Annotated in this window: 18 protein-coding genes; 2 read left to right on the forward strand and 16 right to left on the reverse strand. The window is 65.5% G+C overall.

Going from position 1 to position 18,564, the window contains the following annotated elements; translation table 11 throughout:
- Positions 1 to 13 precede the first annotated feature (13 nt).
- The 6 genes from DFLDMN_RS09400 to rfbB form a co-directional block, all read right to left on the reverse strand.
- Complete coding sequence (locus tag DFLDMN_RS09400; protein ID WP_423198197.1) at positions 14 to 1,066, reverse strand: NAD-dependent epimerase/dehydratase family protein; 1,053 nt, start codon at positions 1,064 to 1,066, stop codon at positions 14 to 16.
- Between the two features lie 16 nt (positions 1,067 to 1,082).
- The gene (tviB, locus tag DFLDMN_RS09405; protein ID WP_423198198.1) at positions 1,083 to 2,360 is read right to left on the reverse strand and encodes a Vi polysaccharide biosynthesis UDP-N-acetylglucosamine C-6 dehydrogenase TviB; all 1,278 of its coding nucleotides are present in this window, start codon (positions 2,358 to 2,360) and stop codon (positions 1,083 to 1,085) included.
- Between the two features lie 65 nt (positions 2,361 to 2,425).
- The gene (gene rfbC / locus DFLDMN_RS09410) at positions 2,426 to 2,980 is read right to left on the reverse strand and encodes a dTDP-4-dehydrorhamnose 3,5-epimerase (RefSeq protein WP_423198199.1); all 555 of its coding nucleotides are present in this window, start codon (positions 2,978 to 2,980) and stop codon (positions 2,426 to 2,428) included.
- The gene (gene rfbA, locus DFLDMN_RS09415) at positions 2,977 to 3,855 is read right to left on the reverse strand and encodes a glucose-1-phosphate thymidylyltransferase RfbA (RefSeq protein WP_423198200.1); all 879 of its coding nucleotides are present in this window, start codon (positions 3,853 to 3,855) and stop codon (positions 2,977 to 2,979) included. The genes rfbC and rfbA overlap by 4 nt, the downstream gene beginning before the upstream one ends.
- A 9-nt stretch (positions 3,856 to 3,864) precedes the next feature.
- Complete coding sequence (gene rfbD / locus DFLDMN_RS09420; protein ID WP_423198201.1) at positions 3,865 to 4,782, reverse strand: dTDP-4-dehydrorhamnose reductase; 918 nt, start codon at positions 4,780 to 4,782, stop codon at positions 3,865 to 3,867.
- A complete protein-coding gene (gene rfbB, locus DFLDMN_RS09425; protein ID WP_423198202.1) occupies positions 4,772 to 5,836 on the reverse strand; it encodes a dTDP-glucose 4,6-dehydratase in 1,065 nt (354 codons plus the stop codon). Before rfbB ends, rfbD begins: the two co-directional genes overlap by 11 nt.
- A 254-nt stretch (positions 5,837 to 6,090) precedes the next feature.
- On the opposite strand from rfbB, the gene DFLDMN_RS09430 reads away from it, so the two are divergent.
- On the forward strand, positions 6,091 to 6,939 hold the full coding sequence (locus DFLDMN_RS09430; RefSeq protein ID WP_423198203.1) for a symmetrical bis(5'-nucleosyl)-tetraphosphatase: 849 nt from the start codon (positions 6,091 to 6,093) through the stop codon (positions 6,937 to 6,939).
- Here the strand turns inward: DFLDMN_RS09430 and DFLDMN_RS09435 are convergent.
- The 7 genes from DFLDMN_RS09435 to DFLDMN_RS09465 all read right to left on the reverse strand — a co-directional run bounded on the left by DFLDMN_RS09435 (position 6,936) and on the right by DFLDMN_RS09465 (position 12,392).
- On the reverse strand, positions 6,936 to 7,724 hold the full coding sequence (locus DFLDMN_RS09435) for a lysophospholipid acyltransferase family protein (protein ID WP_423198204.1): 789 nt from the start codon (positions 7,722 to 7,724) through the stop codon (positions 6,936 to 6,938). The genes DFLDMN_RS09430 and DFLDMN_RS09435 overlap by 4 nt on opposite strands.
- A gap of 15 nt (positions 7,725 to 7,739) precedes the next feature.
- Positions 7,740 to 9,023, reverse strand: coding sequence for a dihydroorotase (locus DFLDMN_RS09440; RefSeq protein WP_423198205.1), 1,284 nt, complete (start codon positions 9,021 to 9,023; stop codon positions 7,740 to 7,742).
- A gap of 41 nt (positions 9,024 to 9,064) precedes the next feature.
- Positions 9,065 to 10,036, reverse strand: a complete 972-nt coding sequence (locus DFLDMN_RS09445) for an aspartate carbamoyltransferase catalytic subunit (RefSeq protein ID WP_423198206.1) — start codon at positions 10,034 to 10,036, stop codon at positions 9,065 to 9,067.
- A gap of 52 nt (positions 10,037 to 10,088) precedes the next feature.
- A complete protein-coding gene (gene pyrR, locus DFLDMN_RS09450; protein WP_423198207.1) occupies positions 10,089 to 10,613 on the reverse strand; it encodes a bifunctional pyr operon transcriptional regulator/uracil phosphoribosyltransferase PyrR in 525 nt (174 codons plus the stop codon).
- On the reverse strand, positions 10,610 to 11,047 hold the full coding sequence (ruvX, locus tag DFLDMN_RS09455) for a RuvX/YqgF family protein (RefSeq protein WP_423198208.1): 438 nt from the start codon (positions 11,045 to 11,047) through the stop codon (positions 10,610 to 10,612). Before ruvX ends, pyrR begins: the two co-directional genes overlap by 4 nt.
- Positions 11,040 to 11,615 (reverse strand): YqgE/AlgH family protein, encoded by a 576-nt coding sequence (locus DFLDMN_RS09460; RefSeq protein ID WP_423198209.1) that lies wholly within the window; start codon positions 11,613 to 11,615, stop codon positions 11,040 to 11,042. Before DFLDMN_RS09460 ends, ruvX begins: the two co-directional genes overlap by 8 nt.
- A 75-nt stretch (positions 11,616 to 11,690) precedes the next feature.
- On the reverse strand, positions 11,691 to 12,392 hold the full coding sequence (locus DFLDMN_RS09465) for a pseudouridine synthase (RefSeq protein WP_423198210.1): 702 nt from the start codon (positions 12,390 to 12,392) through the stop codon (positions 11,691 to 11,693).
- Between the two features lie 134 nt (positions 12,393 to 12,526).
- Here DFLDMN_RS09465 and DFLDMN_RS09470 point away from each other — a divergent pair, with 134 nt between their 5' ends.
- On the forward strand, positions 12,527 to 14,062 hold the full coding sequence (locus DFLDMN_RS09470) for a cryptochrome/photolyase family protein (protein WP_423198211.1): 1,536 nt from the start codon (positions 12,527 to 12,529) through the stop codon (positions 14,060 to 14,062).
- Positions 14,063 to 14,193: 131 nt separating this feature from the next.
- Here the strand turns inward: DFLDMN_RS09470 and DFLDMN_RS09475 are convergent, their stop codons facing one another.
- From DFLDMN_RS09475 to hemC, 3 genes are read right to left on the reverse strand one after another with little or no spacing between them, the layout of a single operon-like run.
- On the reverse strand, positions 14,194 to 15,384 hold the full coding sequence (locus DFLDMN_RS09475; RefSeq protein WP_423198212.1) for a heme biosynthesis HemY N-terminal domain-containing protein: 1,191 nt from the start codon (positions 15,382 to 15,384) through the stop codon (positions 14,194 to 14,196).
- Positions 15,385 to 15,387: 3 nt separating this feature from the next.
- On the reverse strand, positions 15,388 to 17,493 hold the full coding sequence (gene hemDX, locus DFLDMN_RS09480; RefSeq protein ID WP_423198213.1) for a uroporphyrinogen-III synthase: 2,106 nt from the start codon (positions 17,491 to 17,493) through the stop codon (positions 15,388 to 15,390).
- Between the two features lie 9 nt (positions 17,494 to 17,502).
- On the reverse strand, positions 17,503 to 18,534 hold the full coding sequence (gene hemC, locus DFLDMN_RS09485; RefSeq protein ID WP_423198214.1) for a hydroxymethylbilane synthase: 1,032 nt from the start codon (positions 18,532 to 18,534) through the stop codon (positions 17,503 to 17,505).
- Between the last annotated feature and the right edge of the window lie 30 nt (positions 18,535 to 18,564).

Consider the following 18,564-nt stretch of genomic DNA (forward strand, 5'->3'; position numbering starts at 1 on the left):
CTCCGACTGACGGTCACGCGAACGCCACGTACCACGGCATGGCCTCCGCGATCCCGTCGCGCAGACGATGCGTGGGGGCGTAGCCGAGCAGGCGCGTGGCCTTGCCGATATCCGCCTGGCTGTGCCGCACGTCGCCCGCTCGGAAGTCGCGGTAGATCGGCCGCACCCTGTCGCTGACGCCATGCGCCTGCAGGTTTGCCTTGAGGAGGTCGTAGAGCGTATTGAGCGTCGTGCGATCGCCGACGGCTACGTTGTAGACCTGATTCAGGCTTTCGGCGTTCTCCGTCATTGCCGCCAGAAGATTGATCTGTATGACGTTCTTCACGTAGCAGAAGTCGCGGCTAGTCTCGCCGTCGCCATTGATAAACACGTCATCGCCCTGGATCAGCGCAGCCGTCCACTTCGGGATGACCGCCGCGTAGGCGCCTTCCGGATCCTGGCGCTTGCCGAATACATTGAAGTACCGCAGGCCGATGGAATTGAATCCATAGCAGCGCGCAAACACGTCGGCATACAGTTCGTTGACGTACTTGGTCACTGCATACGGGCTCAACGGCTTGCCGATACGATTTTCCACCTTTGGCAGACCCGGATGGTCGCCATACGTGCTGCTGCTCGCAGCGTAGACGAAGTTCTTCACGCCGGCATCGCGCGCGGCCACCAGCATGTTCAGGAATCCGTCGATATTCACGGCGTTGGTTGTGATCGGATCCTTCAGGCTGCGCGGCACCGAACCGAGCGCGGCTTCGTGCAGCACGTACTCGACCGCGAGCGCGCCGGTGTCGCCCCCGGCGAATGTCATCGCGCGCTGGCAATCCTCGAGCTTGCGGATATCGCCCTCGATGAAGCGGAAGTTGTCCCACTGCGCGGGCGTTACCGCACCGCGCACCTCGTCTAGGTTGCGCTGATGGCCCGTAGCAAAGTTGTCGAGGCCTACCACGCGCTGGTTGAGCTGCAGCAGCGTTTCGAGAAGATTGCTGCCGATGAAGCCGGCCACGCCGGTGATCAGCCAGACATGCGCCTCGTCATTCAGGCGCCACTTCAGTTGTTCGAATGCATTCGTCATGAGGAAGTCCGAAAGGTCACAGGCGGCCGTCGGCCGTTCCGTAGGGAAGAATGCTCTTGACGTCGAACAACACAGCGCCGGGCACGCCCAGCCTCTTGATCCCCTGCTCGCCCATCGCTACGAACTCGCGATGTCCCACAGCCAACACGATCGCCGCATACGTTCCGGCGAGCGGCATCTGCGCGAGACATGTAAGGCCGTACTCGTGCTCGGCTTCATCGAGGTTGATCCACGGATCGTAGACGTCTACCTCGGCGTTGTAGCTCTGCAGCGCGCGCACGATGTCCACAACCTTCGTATTGCGCACGTCCGGGCAGTTTTCCTTGAAAGTCAGGCCCAGCACCAGAACTTTGCTGCCCAGCACCGGCTGATTCTTGCGCAACATCAGCTTCACCGTTTCATCGGCGACGTGGGCAGCCATGTTGTCGTTGATGCGGCGGCCCGCGAGGATCACCTCGGGGTGATAGCCAACTTCCTGCGCCTTGTGCGTCAGATAGTAGGGGTCGACGCCGATGCAGTGGCCACCGACGAGACCCGGACGAAACGGCAGGAAATTCCACTTGGTGCCCGCGGCTTCCAGCACCTCGAGCGTATCGATGCCGAGCCGGTGAAAAATCAGGCTGAGTTCGTTCATCAGCGCGATGTTGACGTCGCGCTGCGTGTTCTCGATGACCTTCGCCGCTTCCGCCACCTTGATGCTGCTAGCCTTGTGCGTGCCGGCGGTGATGATCTGCGCGTAGAGCTGGTCCACGGCCTCTGCCACTTCCTGCGTGCTGCCGCTGGTTACCTTGCGGATCGTGGGCAGGCGGTGCTGCTTGTCGCCGGGATTGATCCGCTCGGGGCTATAGCCGCAGAAGAAATCCTGGTTGAACGTCTTTCCGCTGAACTGCTCCAGCACCGGCACGCAGACTTCTTCCGTCGCACCAGGATACACGGTCGATTCGTAGATGACGACGGCTCCCTGCGGCATCACCTTGCCCACAGTCTCGCTTGCCTTGACCAGCGGCGTCATGTCGGGGCGGTTTGCCTTGTCAACCGGCGTCGGCACGGTCACGATGAACACCTGGCAATTGCGCAGCGCTTCGATGTCGTTGCTGTACTGCAGGTGCGAAGCTTCCGCGAGCTCTTCCGGACTCACCTCAAGCGTGCCGTCCTTGCCGCTATTGAGTTCGGCGATGCGAGCCTGGTTGATGTCGAAGCCGATCACGTGGCGTCGCTTGCCGAATTCGACGGCCAAGGGCAAACCCACATAGCCTAGACCGATGATTGCGATTTTTGCTTGATTCAGGTTCATGCTTGAGAAGGGTAGCAACGACATTAGCGGAGCCGGCGCCTCTTGGGACCGCCGGGCCGGCAGTCTTATTCGAACAAATCCGCCGTGGAAAGGCTGGCACCGGCCTGGTCCTTCGCCGACAGCAGCGGCGCGACATCCAGTTCCGGCCAGACAATACCGATCTCCGGATCGTTCCACGCGATCGTGCGCTCGAACTGCGGCGCATAATAATCAGTTGTCTTGTAGAGAAAATCGGCGGAGTCGGATAGCACGAGGAAGCCATGGGCGAAACCCGGCGGCACCCAAAGCTGGCGATGGTTGTTCTCGCTCAATTCCACGCCGACCCATTTGCCGAATGTTGCGGAGCGCTTACGGATATCCACGGCGACGTCAAAGACGCTGCCACGCACTACTCGCACCAGCTTGCCCTGCGGCTGCTGGATCTGATAGTGCAGGCCACGCAGCACACCCTTGACGCTACGACTGTGATTATCCTGTACGAACGCCGCCCGCACACCTGCAGCCTCGGCAAAGGCTTCCTGATTGAAGCTCTCCAGAAAGAAACCACGCGCGTCGCCAAAGACTTTTGGCTCGACGACAACGACCTCGGGAATCCCGGTTTCAACGATGCGCAGACTCATTTGATGGATTCCGAAACAATGTGTTTGAGGTACTTGCCGTAAGCGTTCTTCAGCAACGGCGCCGCGAGCTGCTCCACCTGTTCCGCACTGATCCACTTGCTCCGGTAAGCAATCTCTTCCGGACACGCCACCATCAGCCCCTGCCGGTTCTGCAGCGTGGCAATGAAACTGGCCGCCTCGAGCAGCGAGTCGTGCGTGCCCGTATCGAGCCATGCATAGCCGCGGCCCATGATCTCGACCTCAAGCTGGTTCATGTCGAGGTAGCGCTTGTTGACGTCCGTAATTTCGAGCTCGCCGCGCGCGGATGGTTCGATATCGGCAGCAATATCGCAAACTTGATTGTCGTAGAAGTAGAGCCCAGTTACCGCATAGTGCGATTTGGGGTTCACCGGCTTCTCCTCGAGCGACACGGCGCGGAAGTTCTCGTCGAACGACACGACACCGTAGCGCTCCGGATCGTGCACGTGATAAGCAAACACGGTCGCGCCCTGGTCCTGGGCGGCCGAGCGGGAGAGCTGACCGACCAGATCGTGCCCGAAGAAGATGTTGTCCCCGAGGATCAGCGTCGACGAGTCGTTGCCGACGAAGTCGCGACCGATCAGGAACGCCTGCGCGAGCCCGTCGGGCGACGGCTGCTCGGCGTACTGCAGATTGATGCCCCACCTGCTGCCATCGCCGAGCATGGCTGCAAAACGTGGCGTGTCTTCCGGGGTGGAGATGATCAGGATGTCGCGAATCCCCGCCAGCATCAGCGTCGTCAGCGGATAGTAGATCATCGGCTTGTCGTAGACTGGCAGGAGCTGCTTCGACACCGACAACGTGATCGGGTAGAGCCGGGTACCGGAGCCTCCGGCCAGAATGATGCCTTTACGCATGGGGCGGTATCAGGAAAGGATCTGGTCGAGCAGGTGCCGCACACCGTACTGCCAGTCCGGAAGGTGGATGTCGAAGGTTGCCCGCAGCTTGCCCGTATCCAACCGGGAATTGGCGGGCCGAACGGCCGGCAGCGGGTAGGCGGTGGCCGGGATCGCCTCGATCGCCGATGGATCCGCCTTCAGCACAACACCGCGGCTTGCCGCGTAACGGAGCACCTCCGTCGCATAGCCATGCCATGAGGTCTCGCCCGACGCGGCCAGATGATAGATGCCACCGGGAAATGCAGTGCGATCGCCATGCAACCATGCTCGATCGACAACGTGTGCGGTCACATCGGCGATCAGGGAGGCCGTCGTGGGCGCGCCAAACTGGTCGGCGATTACGCGCAGCACATCGCACTCGCGACCGAGCCTGAGCATGGTCTTGGCGAAATTGCCGCCATGCGCGCCAGCCACCCAGCACGTACGGAACACGATCGCCTGCGCGCCGGAATCAGCAATCGCCTGCTCGCCCGCGAGCTTACTCTTGCCATAAACGGAGAGCGGCCCGACCTGATCCTGCTCGGTATAAGGTCTCGTGCCGTCGCCCGCGAACACGTAGTCCGTGGAGTAATGCACGAATAGGCTGCCTGCCTCGTGCGCCAATTCGGACAGGATGCCGGGTGCCGTGCAGTTGATCGCATAGGCCAGCGCGGACTCGGTCTCCGCCTTGTCCACGGCCGTGTAGGCTGCCGCATTGACGATCACGTCGGGGCGCACTTCGCGCACGACGCGGCGTATACCCTGCGGGTCCGACAGGTCGCAGGCATTCCGGTCAAGCGCCACAACCTTGGCGAGCGGCGCCAGGCTCCGGCGCAGCTCGAATCCGACTTGGCCGTTGCTTCCTGTTACAAGAACAGTCGGAGTTGCCGCCGCCTTATGCTGCATATTGCTTTGCGATCCAGTTCCGGTACTCACCGGAAATCACATCCTGCACCCACGGCTCATTGGCAAGATACCACTCCACCGTCTTGCGCATACCTGTCTCGAAGGTCTCGGCCGGCTTCCAGCCCAGTTCGCGCTCCAGCTTGCGCGCGTCGATGGCATAACGCCGGTCGTGGCCAGGCCGGTCCTTCACGAACTCGATCTGGTCCCGATACGACCCCGCGGACTTCGGCCTCAGCGCGTCGAGCAGGTCGCACAGCGTGTGCACCACCTCGAGATTGCTCTTCTCGTTCCAACCGCCAATGTTGTACGTCTCGCCGAGACGCCCGCGCGCGAGCACTTCCCGAATGGCGCTGCAATGATCGCCGACGTAGAGCCAGTCGCGCACGTTCTGTCCGTCGCCATAGACCGGCAGCGGCTTGCCCGCGAGGGCGTTGGTGATCATCAGCGGGATCAGCTTCTCGGGGAAATGATACGGGCCGTAGTTGTTCGAGCAGTTCGTCGTCACGACCGGTAGGCCGTACGTATGAAAGTAAGCGCGCACCAAGTGATCCGATGCAGCCTTGGACGCCGAGTACGGGCTATTCGGTGCGTAAGCGGTAGTTTCCGAAAACTGCGGGTCTGCCGGCCCCAGGGATCCGAATACCTCGTCCGTCGATACGTGCAGGAACCGAAATTCCGCCCGAGCGGTGTCATCGAGACCGTTCCAATAGGCGCGTACGGCCTCCAGCAGCGTAAACGTGCCGACGATATTGGTCTGAATAAATTCTCCGGGGCCGTGAATGGACCGGTCGACGTGGCTTTCCGCGGCAAAGTGCACGACCGCGCGTGGCCGATGCTCGGCCAGCAACCGGTCGAGCCCGGAGCGATCGCAGATGTCGGTTTGCGAGAAGACGTGGCGACTGTCTCCCTCGAGTGCGGCGAGCGTCTTGAGATTTCCGGCGTACGTCAGCTTGTCGACGTTGACGACCCCGTCGGCGGCAGGCCGAGCGAGCCAGCTCAGAACAAAATTCGCTCCGATGAACCCCGCTCCGCCGGTGACAAGAATATTCGACAAAACTTTCGCTCCCTGCTTATCGATATGTTTCGAGTTCTCGACAATAATCGAGTGGCCGCCTGATCCAGTGGGATGGCGGCATTTTCTAAGTCCTTTTGGGAAGTGGCGCTATTCTATATGACCGCAGACCTCAACCCTGATACATGGCCTAACTTTTTGTAACGGTTCGCAAGACCGCTTTGGATTCAGCCGCCCACACGCAAGGGTTGCGCACATTTACAACTCATTCCGCACGATTAACGCAGAACTCCCCGATGTCTGTTGCCCATTCCACATCCGAGAGCAAATTCGCGGTCGGCGACCTGCAGGGCTGCGCGCCCTCCCTCCAGACGCTGCTGAGCCGGCTGCCCGTCGGAGCCCGGTTACGCTTCGTCGGCGACCTCGTCAACCGCGGCCCAGCCTCTCTTGACACACTCCGCATCGTCCGAGCGCAGGGCAATCGCGCCGAATCCGTGCTCGGCAACCACGATATCCATCTCCTGGCCGTATCGATCGGCGACCGGAAAAAGAGCAAATCGGACACGCTCGACGATATCCTCAACGCCGCCGATAGTGCCGAAATAATCACCTGGCTGCGGCACCGCCCCATGGCGATCCGTGAGGCGGGGTATCTAATCGTCCACGCCGGCGTCCTCCCCCAATGGAGCGCGGACCAAGTCATCGATCTCGCTGCCGAGGTCGAGGAGCAACTGCGCGGCCCAAACTGGCAGGGCTTCCTCGCCGATGTCTTCGGCAACTCCGCCGACAGGTGGCACGATGGCCTGCGTGGCATCGAACGGCATCGCGTCATCGTCAACGCGCTGACGCGCCTGCGCTACTGCAGCGCCGATGGTGTGATGGATCTCAAGACCAAGGAAAGGCCGGGCAGCGCGCCCTCGGGCATGATGCCGTGGTTTGACGTGCCGGGCCGTCGCACGGCCGACGTGACCGTGGTCTGCGGACATTGGTCGACGCTCGGCCTCGTCATGCGTCCGGACCTGATGGCGCTTGATACCGGATGCGTCTGGGGGGGGCAGCTGACCGCGGCCAGGCTCGCGGTCGATCCCGCGCAGCGCGAGCTGGTCCAGATCGACTGTCCGCAGTATCGCGATCCGCTGACCTAGGACGTTGCGCCCAGCCCGGGTGCGACGTCCGGCACCGCGGCAGGCGTGGCGGCCCCACCGCACAAGTCCAGAACCATCGCCCGCGCCGTTTCCGCCAGTTCCCGGCGTCCCAACCCTTCTGACCGCAGTTCCTCGCCGATCGTCAGCCGGGCCTTGATCTTCGGCGCGCGCAGAATCGAATCGAGGCATTGCAGCAGCGTAATGTCGTCGATATACGCCGGCGCAATGGCCGTCTCGCCCGTGGCGGCGTCGATATAGCTCAGGCCCACCGGCTGCACGGGAATGCCTTCCGAGACCGGCGCCTGTAGCAGGTTGGCGTGAAACGGCAGCACCTTCGAGCCGTCCGTCGTGGTGCCTTCGGGAAACACGCCGACCAGATCGCCCTTCTTCATCTCGCCCGCGATCTGGTGCAATACGCGGTGCGCGTCGCGCTTGTTCGCGCGTTCGATGAAGATGGTGCCGGTCTTGTCGCATAGCCAGCCGATCACGGGCCAGCCGCGGATCTCGGACTTGGCCACGAAGCGCGTCGGCTCCCAGCAGTGAATCACGTAGATGTCGAGCCACGAGATATGGTTCGACACCAGCATCGCGCCCGGCGGCAGCGTCTTGCTGGCGCGGCGGTCGTCCAGTTCGAACTCGACCCCGCAGATCGCCAGCATTTTCAGGGACCACGCGCGGATACGCCGGCGGCGCGCTTCCTTGCCGATAAACGGAAAGATGGTCGCGCACACCAGCATGCCATGCAGGATGTGGAGAAACAGAACGAGCTTGCGCAGCGCGATCATGATATCTGCCCGCGCTCAGCGTGCCTCGCGCGCGTCATAGACCACCTGACCCGCGACCAGCGTCATGCGTACGCGCCCTTCCATCTCGTAGCCGAGCCACGGCGAGTTCTTGCCCTGGCTCTTCAGCGACTTGCGTTCCACCTTCCACATCAGCTTCGGATCGAACACGCAAATATCGGCTGTGGTACCCGCAACCAGCGAACCCGTATCGAGGCCGATCACCCGGGCGGGCTCGCTGGTGATGCGCGCCAGCGCCTTCACCAGCGGCACGTTGTGCTCGCGCGCCCAGCGCAGCGTCAGCGGCAATAACAGCTCGAGCCCGGTGGCGCCCGGCGACGCCTCGGCGAACGGCAGCAGCTTCTCGTCGTCGTCCACGGGGGTGTGATCCGAGCACAGTGCGTCGATGGTGCCGTCGGCGAGCGCGGTGACGATGGCGTCGCGGTCGCGCGCGCTGCGCAGCGGCGGGGTGAAGCGCATCTGGCTGTTGAAGAAGCCGATGTCCATATCGGTCAGCGAGACGTGATGGATGTTCACGTCGCACGTCACCGCCAGCCCTTCCTTGCGTGCCTGGCGCACGAGTTCCAGGCCGGCCGCCGACGACAGGCGGCACAGGTGGACACGTGCACCGGTGGCACGCATCAGTTCGAAGATCGTATGCAGGCGCACGGTCTCGGCGATCACCGAGACGCCCGACAGCCCGAGCCGCGAAGCCACCGGACCGCTGGCCGCCACGCCGCCGCCGAGGAACGGGTCCTCGGGGCGCAGCCACAGCGTAAAGCCAAAAGTCTGCGCATACTGCATCGCACGCTGCAGCACCTTGGTGTCGCGGATCGGCGCCTCCGCCTGGCTGAAGCCGACGCAGCCGGCTTCGGTCAGTTGCCCCATCTCCGTCAGCGACTCGCCCTTGAGGCCGACGGTCAGCGCGCCGAGCGGGTAGACGTGCGTCTGGTTCAGCGTGCGCGCCCGGAACTTGAGCATTTCCACCAGGCCCGGTTCGTCGAGCACGGGGTCGGTGTCAGGCGGGCAGACCAGACTCGTCACGCCACCGGCGGTGGCTGCCGCCACCTCCGATTCGAGCGTGGCCTTGTATTCGTAGCCCGGCTCGCGCAGCCGGGCGGACAGGTCGACCAGACCCGGGCACACAATCAGCCCCCTGGCGTCGACGGTCTTGTTGGCGGAGAAATCGGTGGGCGCGCGGCCCACCCCGACGATCTTGCCGGCGGCAATAAAGAGATCCTGCTCGGCGTCGAGGTTCGCGGCCGGATCGATCAGGCGGCCACCCTGGATGTGAATCTTCATGTCGAGTCGCTTGCGAATGTCGTGTTGTTCTGGCGGCCGGCTCAGTCGTTGTTACCCGCGACAATGCCCATCACGGCCATGCGCACCGCGATGCCGAAGGTCACCTGGTTGAGGATCACCGATTGCGGGCCGTCCGCCACGGCCGAGTCGATCTCCACGCCGCGGTTCATCGGGCCCGGGTGCATCACGATCGCATCGGGCCTGGCCAGCGCCAGGCGCTCGGGCGTGAGGCCGTACGCCTTGAAGTATTCCTGCGCCGACGGCAGCAGCGCGCCGCTCATGCGCTCGTTCTGCAGTCGCAGCATGATCACCACGTCCACGCCCTTGAGGCCTTCCTCCATGTTGTGGAACACCCGCACGCCCATCTGCTCCAGACCGGACGGCAGCAGCGTGCGCGGGCCGATCGCGCGCACTTCGGGCACGCCGAGCGTGGTCAGTGCATGGATATCGGAACGCGCCACCCGCGAGTGCAGGATGTCGCCGACGATGGCAACCGTCAGGTTGGTGAAGTCCTGCTTGAAATGCCGGATCGTGTACATGTCCAGCAGGCCCTGCGTCGGGTGCGCATGCCGGCCGTCGCCGGCGTTGATCACGTGAACGTGCGGCGCCACGTGCTCGGCAATCAGGTACGGCGCGCCCGAGCTCGCATGGCGCACCACGAACATGTCGGCCGACATCGCCGACAGGTTGTTGATGGTGTCGAGCAGCGACTCGCCCTTGCTGGTCGAGGACGCGTTGATGTTCAGGTTCAGCACGTCCGCCGACAGCCGCTTGGCGGCGATCTCGAAGGTGGTACGCGTGCGGGTCGAGTTTTCGAAGAACAGGTTGAACACGCTCTTGCCGCGCAGCAGGGGCACCTTCTTCACGTCGCGGTCGGAGTCGGACAGCGAGACGAACTGGCTGGCAGTATCGAGGATGTGCGTGATCATGTCACGCGACAGCCCCTCGATCGACAACAGGTGCTTGAGCTCACCGTTCTTGGTCAGCTGCGGGTTGCGGAACATCTTGGTCATGGCAGGTCAGGCGCGGGCGGGGTCGGACTGGGTCGGGATGGTTCGAATGAATTCAGGCACGTGCCTCGGTGGCGAAGGTGAAGCGGGTCGCGCCGCCCTCGCCCTCGCGCGACAGCACCAGCGTGCTGCCCGCAGCCACCTCGACGGTGGCGGCGGCGAAGTCTGCGGCGATCGGCAACTGGCGCCCACCCCGGTCGGCCAGCACCGCCAGCGCGACGCGCGCCGGGCGGCCGTAGTCGAACAGTTCGTTGACGGCGGCGCGGATGGTGCGGCCGGTGGCCAGCACGTCGTCGATCAGCAGGATATTGCGGTCCTGCACGTCGAACGGCAGCGTGGTCGGCTCAGCCTGGCTGTGCAGTCCCTTCTTGGCGTAATCGTCGCGGTGGAAGGCCACGTTGATGACGCCGTGCCCACCGAGCTTCAGGTCCGCGGCCAGGCGCTCGGCAATCCAGGCGCCGCCCGAGTGAATGCCGGCAATCGACCAGTGCGCGCGGTCCGCGGATGGCATCAGCGCCTGGGCCTGGTCGCGCAGCGCGTGATAGAGCGCCTCGGCGTCGGGAGAAGAGGTCTGTGTCATAGGGGAAGCTCGTCGAAATACTGTTGCAGGATGATACGGGCGGCTTCCGCATCGAGCGCGCCACGTTGCGCCCCGGCCATGGCGGCCATGCGCGAGGAATAGCGTTCGTCGACCCACGCCACCGGCAGCCCGAAGCGGCCGTTGAGCTGATTGCCGAAGCGGCGCGCGAGCCGCATCGAGGCCTGCTCGGGGTCGTCCGGGCCCGCTTCGGGATTGACCGGCATGCCGACCACCAACTGTACCGGCGACCATTCGCCGATGAGCGCGGCCACGGCTTCGAAACGCGCCTCCACGGTGACATTGGGCAAGATACCGAGCGGGCGGGCCTGGCGGGTGATGAAATTCCCCAAGGCCACGCCGATTTTCCGTTCGCCGTAATCGAAGGCGAGGACCGTGCCGTCGCGGGGCACTGTGGGCCCCGCCTGCTCAGGCATGCCCTGCCTCTCCGGACAACATTGCGATATCGATGCCCAGCAGCCGGATGGCGGCATTGAACCGTTCCTCGGGCGGCACGCTGAAGATGATCTCGGGATCGGCCTGGACCGTCAGCCAGCCATTGCGGCTGAGCTCCTCCTCGAGCTGTCCGGCGCCCCAGCCGGCATAGCCGAGCGTAAGCAGGAACCGGTGCGGCCCGCTGCCGTTGGCTACCGCCTCCAACACGTCCTTCGAGGTCGTCATCTCGAGCCCGCCCGGCACCGCCAGGGACGATACGTAGACCCCCACGGGGTCATGCAGCACAAAGCCCCGCTCGGTCTGAACGGGGCCGCCAAAGTAGACCGGCTGGTGCGCCACGGGCTGGATTTCGAGCTTGAGATCGATCTTGTCGAACAGCGTGGCCATGTCGATGTCGATCGGCCGGTTGATCACCAGACCGAGCGCGCCGCGCTCATTGTGCTCGCAAAGGTAGACAACGGAACCCGAAAAGGTCGGATCGGCCATGCCGGGCATGGCAATCAGGAATTGATTGGTGAGATTGATGAGGGGGGCTTCGGGCTTCGCCATGACTTCCATTTTATCAAATCGCTGCCGGACGACCGGAAAACTTCTGGGGGGCGCCGCACGGGCGTCCCCCATGCCTTAACCCCTGATTGCCGCAAGGTCTTCCGGCGTCAGCCAGCGCCACGCTCCGGGTGCCAGCGCCGGATCGAGCGTCAACCCGCCAATCGCGCTGCGATGGAGGGCGGCCACGTGATTGCCGGCCGCCGCCACCATCCGCTTGACCTGATGGTACTTGCCCTGCAGCAGGGTCAGCCGCAAGCTGTATTCGCCGGTCGCCTCGCAGGCATCGGCGGCCAGCGGGGCCGGTTCGTCGTCGAGCTGCACGCCCGTGCGCAGGGCCTCCACCTGCGCGGCCGTGACCGGCTCGGCCGTCGTGACCTCGTAGACCTTGGGTACTTTGCGCTTGGGCGAGGTGTGGGCGTGGATGAACTGTCCGTCGTCCGTCAGCAACAGCAGACCGGTGGTGTCGTGATCGAGCCGTCCCACCGCCTGCACCTCGCGCTGGCGCAGCGGCACCGGCAGCAGGTTGTATACGCTCGGATGGTGACGCGGGCGCTGCGAGCACTCGTAGCCGGTAGGCTTGTGAAGCATGAGGTAAGCGCGGGTGCAGGCGATCCATGGCTCGCCGTCGACGGTCAGGCGCAGGCCGTCGACCTCGAAGCTCGCGCGCGGGTCGTCACAGACCTGGCCCTCGACCTCGACCAGTCCGGCGGCGATCAGGTCACCACAATAGCGGCGCGTGCCAAAGCCCTGGGATTGCAGAATACGGTCGAGTGTCATGATGTCCTACGGTTTTCCTGAAGCAAGATCGACGACGAGATAGTACGGCGATTGGTGCGGCGATTGGTGCGGCGATTGGTACGAGGATTGTCCGCCGATGATGCGGCAGCGTTTTGCCATGTTAGGTTATGGCTATGTCGACATCTCCATTCGTTTCCCCTTCCGATGGCCGGGGCCGCCAGCCGTACCATATCGATGCACGGTTCGACCGCGGCCTGGTCTGGTTCCGGCGCGACCTGCGCGCCGAGGATCATGCGGCGCTGCATTATGCCCTCAAGCATTGTGCGCAGGTATGGTGTGTATTCGTGTTCGACCGCGAAATTCTCGACCCGCTGCTGGCGCGCGGGCTCCAGCGCGACCGCCGCGTCGAGTTCATCCTGCGCTCGCTGGCGCCGTTGCGCGACGCACTGGCCCAGGGCGGTGGCGGACTCATCGTGCGCCACCAGCACGCACGCCAGGCGATACCGGCACTGGCACGCGCGCTCGGCGCCGCGGCCGTCTTCGCCAATCACGACTACGAGCCCGCGGCGCGGGCGCGCGATGCCGAGGTCGAAGCGGCCCTCGCGGCGGACGGCCGGCGCTTCTTCACCTTCAAGGACCAGACCATCTTCGAAGGCGACGAAGTGCTGACCGGCCAGGGCCAGCCGTTTTCGGTCTTCACACCGTACAAGAACGCCTGGTTGCGCACGGTGCAGCCCTTCGACCTCCGTCCGTACCCGATCGCGCCCTATATGCGGGCTCTGGCGCCGGTACCGAAGGATTGGGACCAACCGGTGCCGACCCTCGCGGCGCTAGGCTTCGACACCAGCAACCTGGCCGAGCTGGCCATGCCGACGGGCAGCGACGGCGCCCAGGCGCTGTTCCAGGAATTTCTGCACCGTATTGGCGAATACGGACAGCGGCGCGATTACCCGGCCCTGCGCGGGCCGAGCTACCTGTCGGTCCACCTGCGCTTCGGCACGATTTCGATCCGCGCGCTCGCACGCGCCGCGCACGAACTGACGCTCGCTGGCGGCAAGGACGCGGCCGGCGCCGCGGTATGGCTGTCCGAACTGATCTGGCGCGACTTCTATTTCATGATCCTGCATCACCATCCGCGCGTGGCGGAGGGCCGGTCGTTCCATCCCGACTACGATCGCCTGCGCTGGGCCGATCCGGCCACCGCCGACAGCCTGTTCGAGGCCTGGCGCACCGCGCGCACCGGTTATCCGCTGGTCGACGCGGCCATGCTGCAGATCGCGCAGAGCGGCTACATGCATAACCGGCTGCGCATGGTGACGGCGAGCTTCCTGATCAAGGACCTGGGCGTGGACTGGCGGCGCGGCGAACAGTACTTCGCCGACCAACTGACGGATTTCGAGTTTTCCAGCAACAACGGCGGCTGGCAGTGGGCGGCGTCGAGCGGCTGCGATGCGCAGCCGTACTTCCGCATCTTCAATCCAGTGACGCAGTCGGAGAAATTTGACCCGGAAGGTCGCTTCATTCGCCGCTATCTGCCGGTGCTTGCCGAGCTGCCCGACAAGTACATCCACGCGCCATGGACTGCGCCGGAGTCCGTGCTCGCCGCGGCGGGGGTCAGGCTGGGGGACAATTACCCGCGGCCGCTGGTGCGGCACGAGCTGGCGCGAATGGAAACGCTGGAGCGCTATGCGGTGGTGAAGAAGCGGTGAGGGTCGCCGCTTCACTCCGCCGTGCCCTCATGCCGCAACCTCAGGTCGCAACCTCAGGTCGCAACCTCAGGTCGCAACCTCAGGTCGCCGTATCAGGTCACGGTATCAGATCGCGACATCCGATCGCGACATCAGGCCGCTAGCATCGCGCTTTCGCGGTAATGGCGCTGCGCGTCCTCCGGCCGGTCGGTCTCCTCGTAGAGCCGGGCCAGCGCCAGGTGTGCGCGCACCCGCAGGCGGCGTTGCACTTCCGGGTCCGCGTACTTGAGGGCGCGTTCGAAGTTCGACTGCGCCTTGCCCCATAACTGCTCGCCCAGGCACAGCACGCCAAGCGTGTAGTACAGGTCGGCATCGTTCGGATGCTGGGTGAGCCATTGCTCGGCCTGCTGGATCTGCGGCAGCGCGTGGCCCGGCTGCGCGCAGTCCGCATAGCGCTGCACAAGCCGGCTGTCCCAGTTGTACTTGAGCGCTTCCTCGACGATCCGGCGTGCCTCGTTCTGCTGGCCGAGCGCCGAGAAATAGCGCGCGGCCGGCTCCGCGATGCGCACGGCGCGGCGTTCGTCCACTGACAGCGACTTCCAGAAATACGACAGGGCGTCGGCATCGTGGCGGCGTTCCTCCAGCATCGCCTCCACCGCCATCTGCTTGAGCCGCAGGGCCAGGACCGGATGCAGCGCATTCCGCTTTTCGAGCGAGCGCGCCAGCCGCAGCACTTCCGACCAGTTCTTGAGATGCTGGTGGGCGCGCAGCGCAATGCGCTGGACGTGAATCTGGCGGCCGCCCTGCGCCTGCAGCTGGGCGATGGTCTCCAGCGCGCCCTCGGCATCGCGCGCGTCGACCAGCAGTTCGGCCATCGAGACCAGGCGTGCCTGCTCGCGCTCCGGGTCCGTCACCTGCGCCATCCAGCTATCGCGGCGCTCGGACTCCTGCATCCGGTGGGCGGCGCGCGCCCCGATCAGCGCAGCGGTCTGCGACTGCTCCGGCCACGCCTGCGCGTCGCGTGCCGCGCGTTCGGCACGTGCGAAGCGGCCGGCGAACAGGTTCTCGATGGACTCGCGTAGCGCCGCCTGGGCCTTGCTCATGCGGCTGCGCTCGCGGTATGCGGCCGCCCGGCGCGGCATTTCGGACAGATGGCGGATGGTGGACAGCACGGTCCAGGCGGCAAAGAACGCCAGCAGCAGCAGCGCCAGCGCCAGGTTCAACGACAGCTCGACGCGATACGGCGGATAGAACAGCACCACATTGCTGTGGTTGAACTGCGTGAACAGCGCCAGCCCGACAGCGCCGCCGAACAGGACCGCGACCCAGAACAGAAGACGCATGCGCTACTCCTTCTTGAGTGCGCGCAGCGCACCGAGGCTCTCGGCCATGGTCGGCAACGTGACCGTGACCGCGCTCGCCTGGGCCTGCTTGAGCAGTGTCAGCACGCCCTGCACACGGCGCGAGCGCACATCGAAGTAGCGCGTGATCATGTGCTGCGCGGCGGCCAGGTCGTTACGGAATACGGGTTCGTTACGCGACAGCAACGCCAGGCGCGCGTTGAGCAGGCGCAGCTTGACGTTCTCGCGCAGGAACCAGCCCTGGTCCCCCGAGAGCAGCAGCGCGTTGGCATCGTCGACCTTGCGGATGCGGATCACCTGGGCCAGCTCGTCGCGCACGTAGTCCCACAGCCGTACCAGGACATTGCCCGCGGGCTGCGCGGGGGTGCCGGCCGGGCTCGCCTGCGCTGCCGGGGCGCCTTGGCGGTCGAGCATGCGCTCGCTGGAGATCAGCGGCAGCGCGTCGATCTGGTTGATCGACTCGTCTAGCTTGATGGCGGCCCCGGTGAGGTCGGTGTCGGGCACCGCCTTCATGCGCGCGATATCGCGCGCGATGGCACGCCGCAGCAGGTTGTACTGCGGCTTGTCGGTGCGGGCAAGACGGCCGTCGGCGCTCTGCAGCGCGGCCAGCGCCACCTGCACGTTGCCGGTCAGCTGCAGTTGCTGCCCGGCGTTGGTCAGCAACTGCTGGATCTCCGCGATCTCCCAGTCGTCGCGATTGCGCATGAGGTCCTGGTAGACCTGTTCCAGCGCGGCCTGCTTGTCGCGCGTCTCGCCGACCTGATCATCGAGCGCGCCGACCTTGGCCTGCAGCTCCTTGACGGTGTCCTGGGCATTGCGCGACAGCACGCGGGTTTCCTGCACCAGCGCGTCGTTGCTCTGCTGGCGCCGCGCCAGTTCCTCGGTGAGATGCTCCACGCGCTGCTGGAGCCACCAGAAGCCGCCGGCGACGGCGAGGATCAGCACGGCGGCCAGCAGCCACCATGGATTCATGCGGCGCGGGGCAAGCCCGGCACCGTGGGACGGGTGCGGCGGCATGCCCGGCGGTGCGGTGGCGGCGGGGGCGGAGTGAGTGGTCTGGTTATCTGTCGTCACGCGATCGACCTTCGTTGACGTTATAGGCGGCTCGACTGGGGTGGCAATGGACGGCGCTGCGTGCCCGGCCGGTTCCGGATTGCGCGCGGGCGGCGACACCGGGGATGGCACGGGTGCGGGCATCGGCGCGGGTACCGCCAGGGGCGCCGCTGCCGGCGCGGGCTCGGGCATCGGACCCGCATGGGCCTCGGCCCATTGCCGGCAGGCGGCCAGCAAACCGGCATCCCCTGACGACGCCGGCATGATATGCGCAAATCCGAGCGCTTCGGCCTGCGCCGCAATTCTCGCATGCGGCGTGATGCACTGCACCTGTTTGAGCCTTGTCAGCTCCTGCGGCGAGAGATGCAGATGCGCCAGGGCATCGAGATTACGCACGGCCTCGGAGCTGGTCAGCAACCAGGCCTGCGGCGGCGCATCGGGCTTGAGCCCGTCGCGCACGGCCTGCCATTGCATGCCGCTCGGCTCCGGCAGGGTCCGGCGGTAGGCCTCCACCGCTTCCACGGTGGCACCCGCTTCGCGCAGGCGCTCGCCCAGCCAGTCGCGCCCGCCATTGCCGCGCACGATCAGCACGCGGCGACCGGCGTACGCGCCCGGGGCCCTGTCGAGCTGGGACCAGAGCGCTTCCGAATCGAAGCGCGCCGCGTCGCCATTGCCTTCGGCGCCGGCGGGTGCAATCACGGTGTGGGCAGGCGGCGCGACGCCGCGCTCGGCCAGCGCCGCCACCGAGGACGGGCCGACCACGGCCACCGGCACCGCGGCGGGCCAATGCGCGACGGGTACCTGCTGCACTTGCGCCAGCGCGTCCAGCGCGAAGGCAATCGCGTTGGGACTGACAAAGACCACCAGGGCATAGTCGGCCAGCCGCTCGAGCGCGGCCCGCAGCGGGCCGTCATCGTCGGTCGGGCCGATCGCCAGCAGCGGAAAGCCGAGTACGTTGATGCCGTCGGCCTGCAAGGCCTCGGTCAGTTGCCGGGATTGCCCGGCAGGTCGCGTGACGACGACGGTCGGGCGAGGCATGCGCGATCCTCAGGCCGGCGACTGCCGGTCCGCATCCGCAGCACCCGCCGTACCTCCATCGGGCGCGGCCAGCGTGGCCAGGATCTCGGCGGCGCCCTGCCCCAGCAGATCGCCGGCCACCGCCGCGCCAAGCTGCTCGGCCTCGGCCACCGACGTCACCGTGGTGATGGCATGCGCGCGCACGCCGCGGCTGCCGTCGGGCATGGCGACGAACGCATCGAGCTGCAGGTCGGTGTCATGCCAGCGCGCATGGGCGCCGAGCGGAACCTGGCACGAACCGCCCAGCCGGCGCGATACCGCGCGCTCGGCCAGCACTGCCAGCGCGGTCGGCGCGTGGTTGAGCGGGGCCAGCCAGGCCGCCAGCTCGGGACGATCCGCGCGGATCTCGATACCGAGCGCGCCCTGCCCGGCCGCCGGCAGCGACGCCTCCTGGCCGATCAGCGCACGGATGCGGTCACCCATGCCAAGCCGCTTCAGGCCCGCGGCGGCGAGGATGATGGCGCCGTACTCGCCGCGATCGAGCTTGCCCAGACGCGTATCCAGATTGCCGCGCAGCGGCTTGATCACGAGGTGCGGATAGCGGCTGCGCAGCGCCGCCTCGCGGCGCAGGCTCGAGGTGCCCACCACGGTGCCGGGCGGCATCTCGTCGAGCGAGGCGAACTGCGTCGACACCAGCGCGTCGTGCGGGTCCTCGCGCTCCATCACCGCCGTCAGGGCAAAGCCCGCGGGCAGCTCCATCGGCACATCCTTCAGCGAATGCACGGCCAGATCGGCCCGCCCTTCCGCCATGGCGACTTCCAGCTCCTTGACGAACAGACCCTTGCCGCCCACTTTGGACAGCGTCCTGTCGAGAATCTGATCACCCCTTGTCGTCATTCCCAGAATGGACACATCGCACGCGGGATAGTATTGTTGCAACGCAGCACGCACATGTTCGGCCTGCCACATTGCCAGCCGGCTTTCGCGAGACGCGATCACGAGCTTGTGCGGAAGGCTGCGCGATGCCGCAGCGGAGGATGGTGAAGAGGCGGGTGCTTGCATGCGCGCATGTTAGCACGCAGGACAATGGCC

The sequence above is a fragment of the Cupriavidus sp. H19C3 genome, assembly GCF_049393815.1.
GTDB lineage: Bacteria > Pseudomonadota > Gammaproteobacteria > Burkholderiales > Burkholderiaceae > Cupriavidus.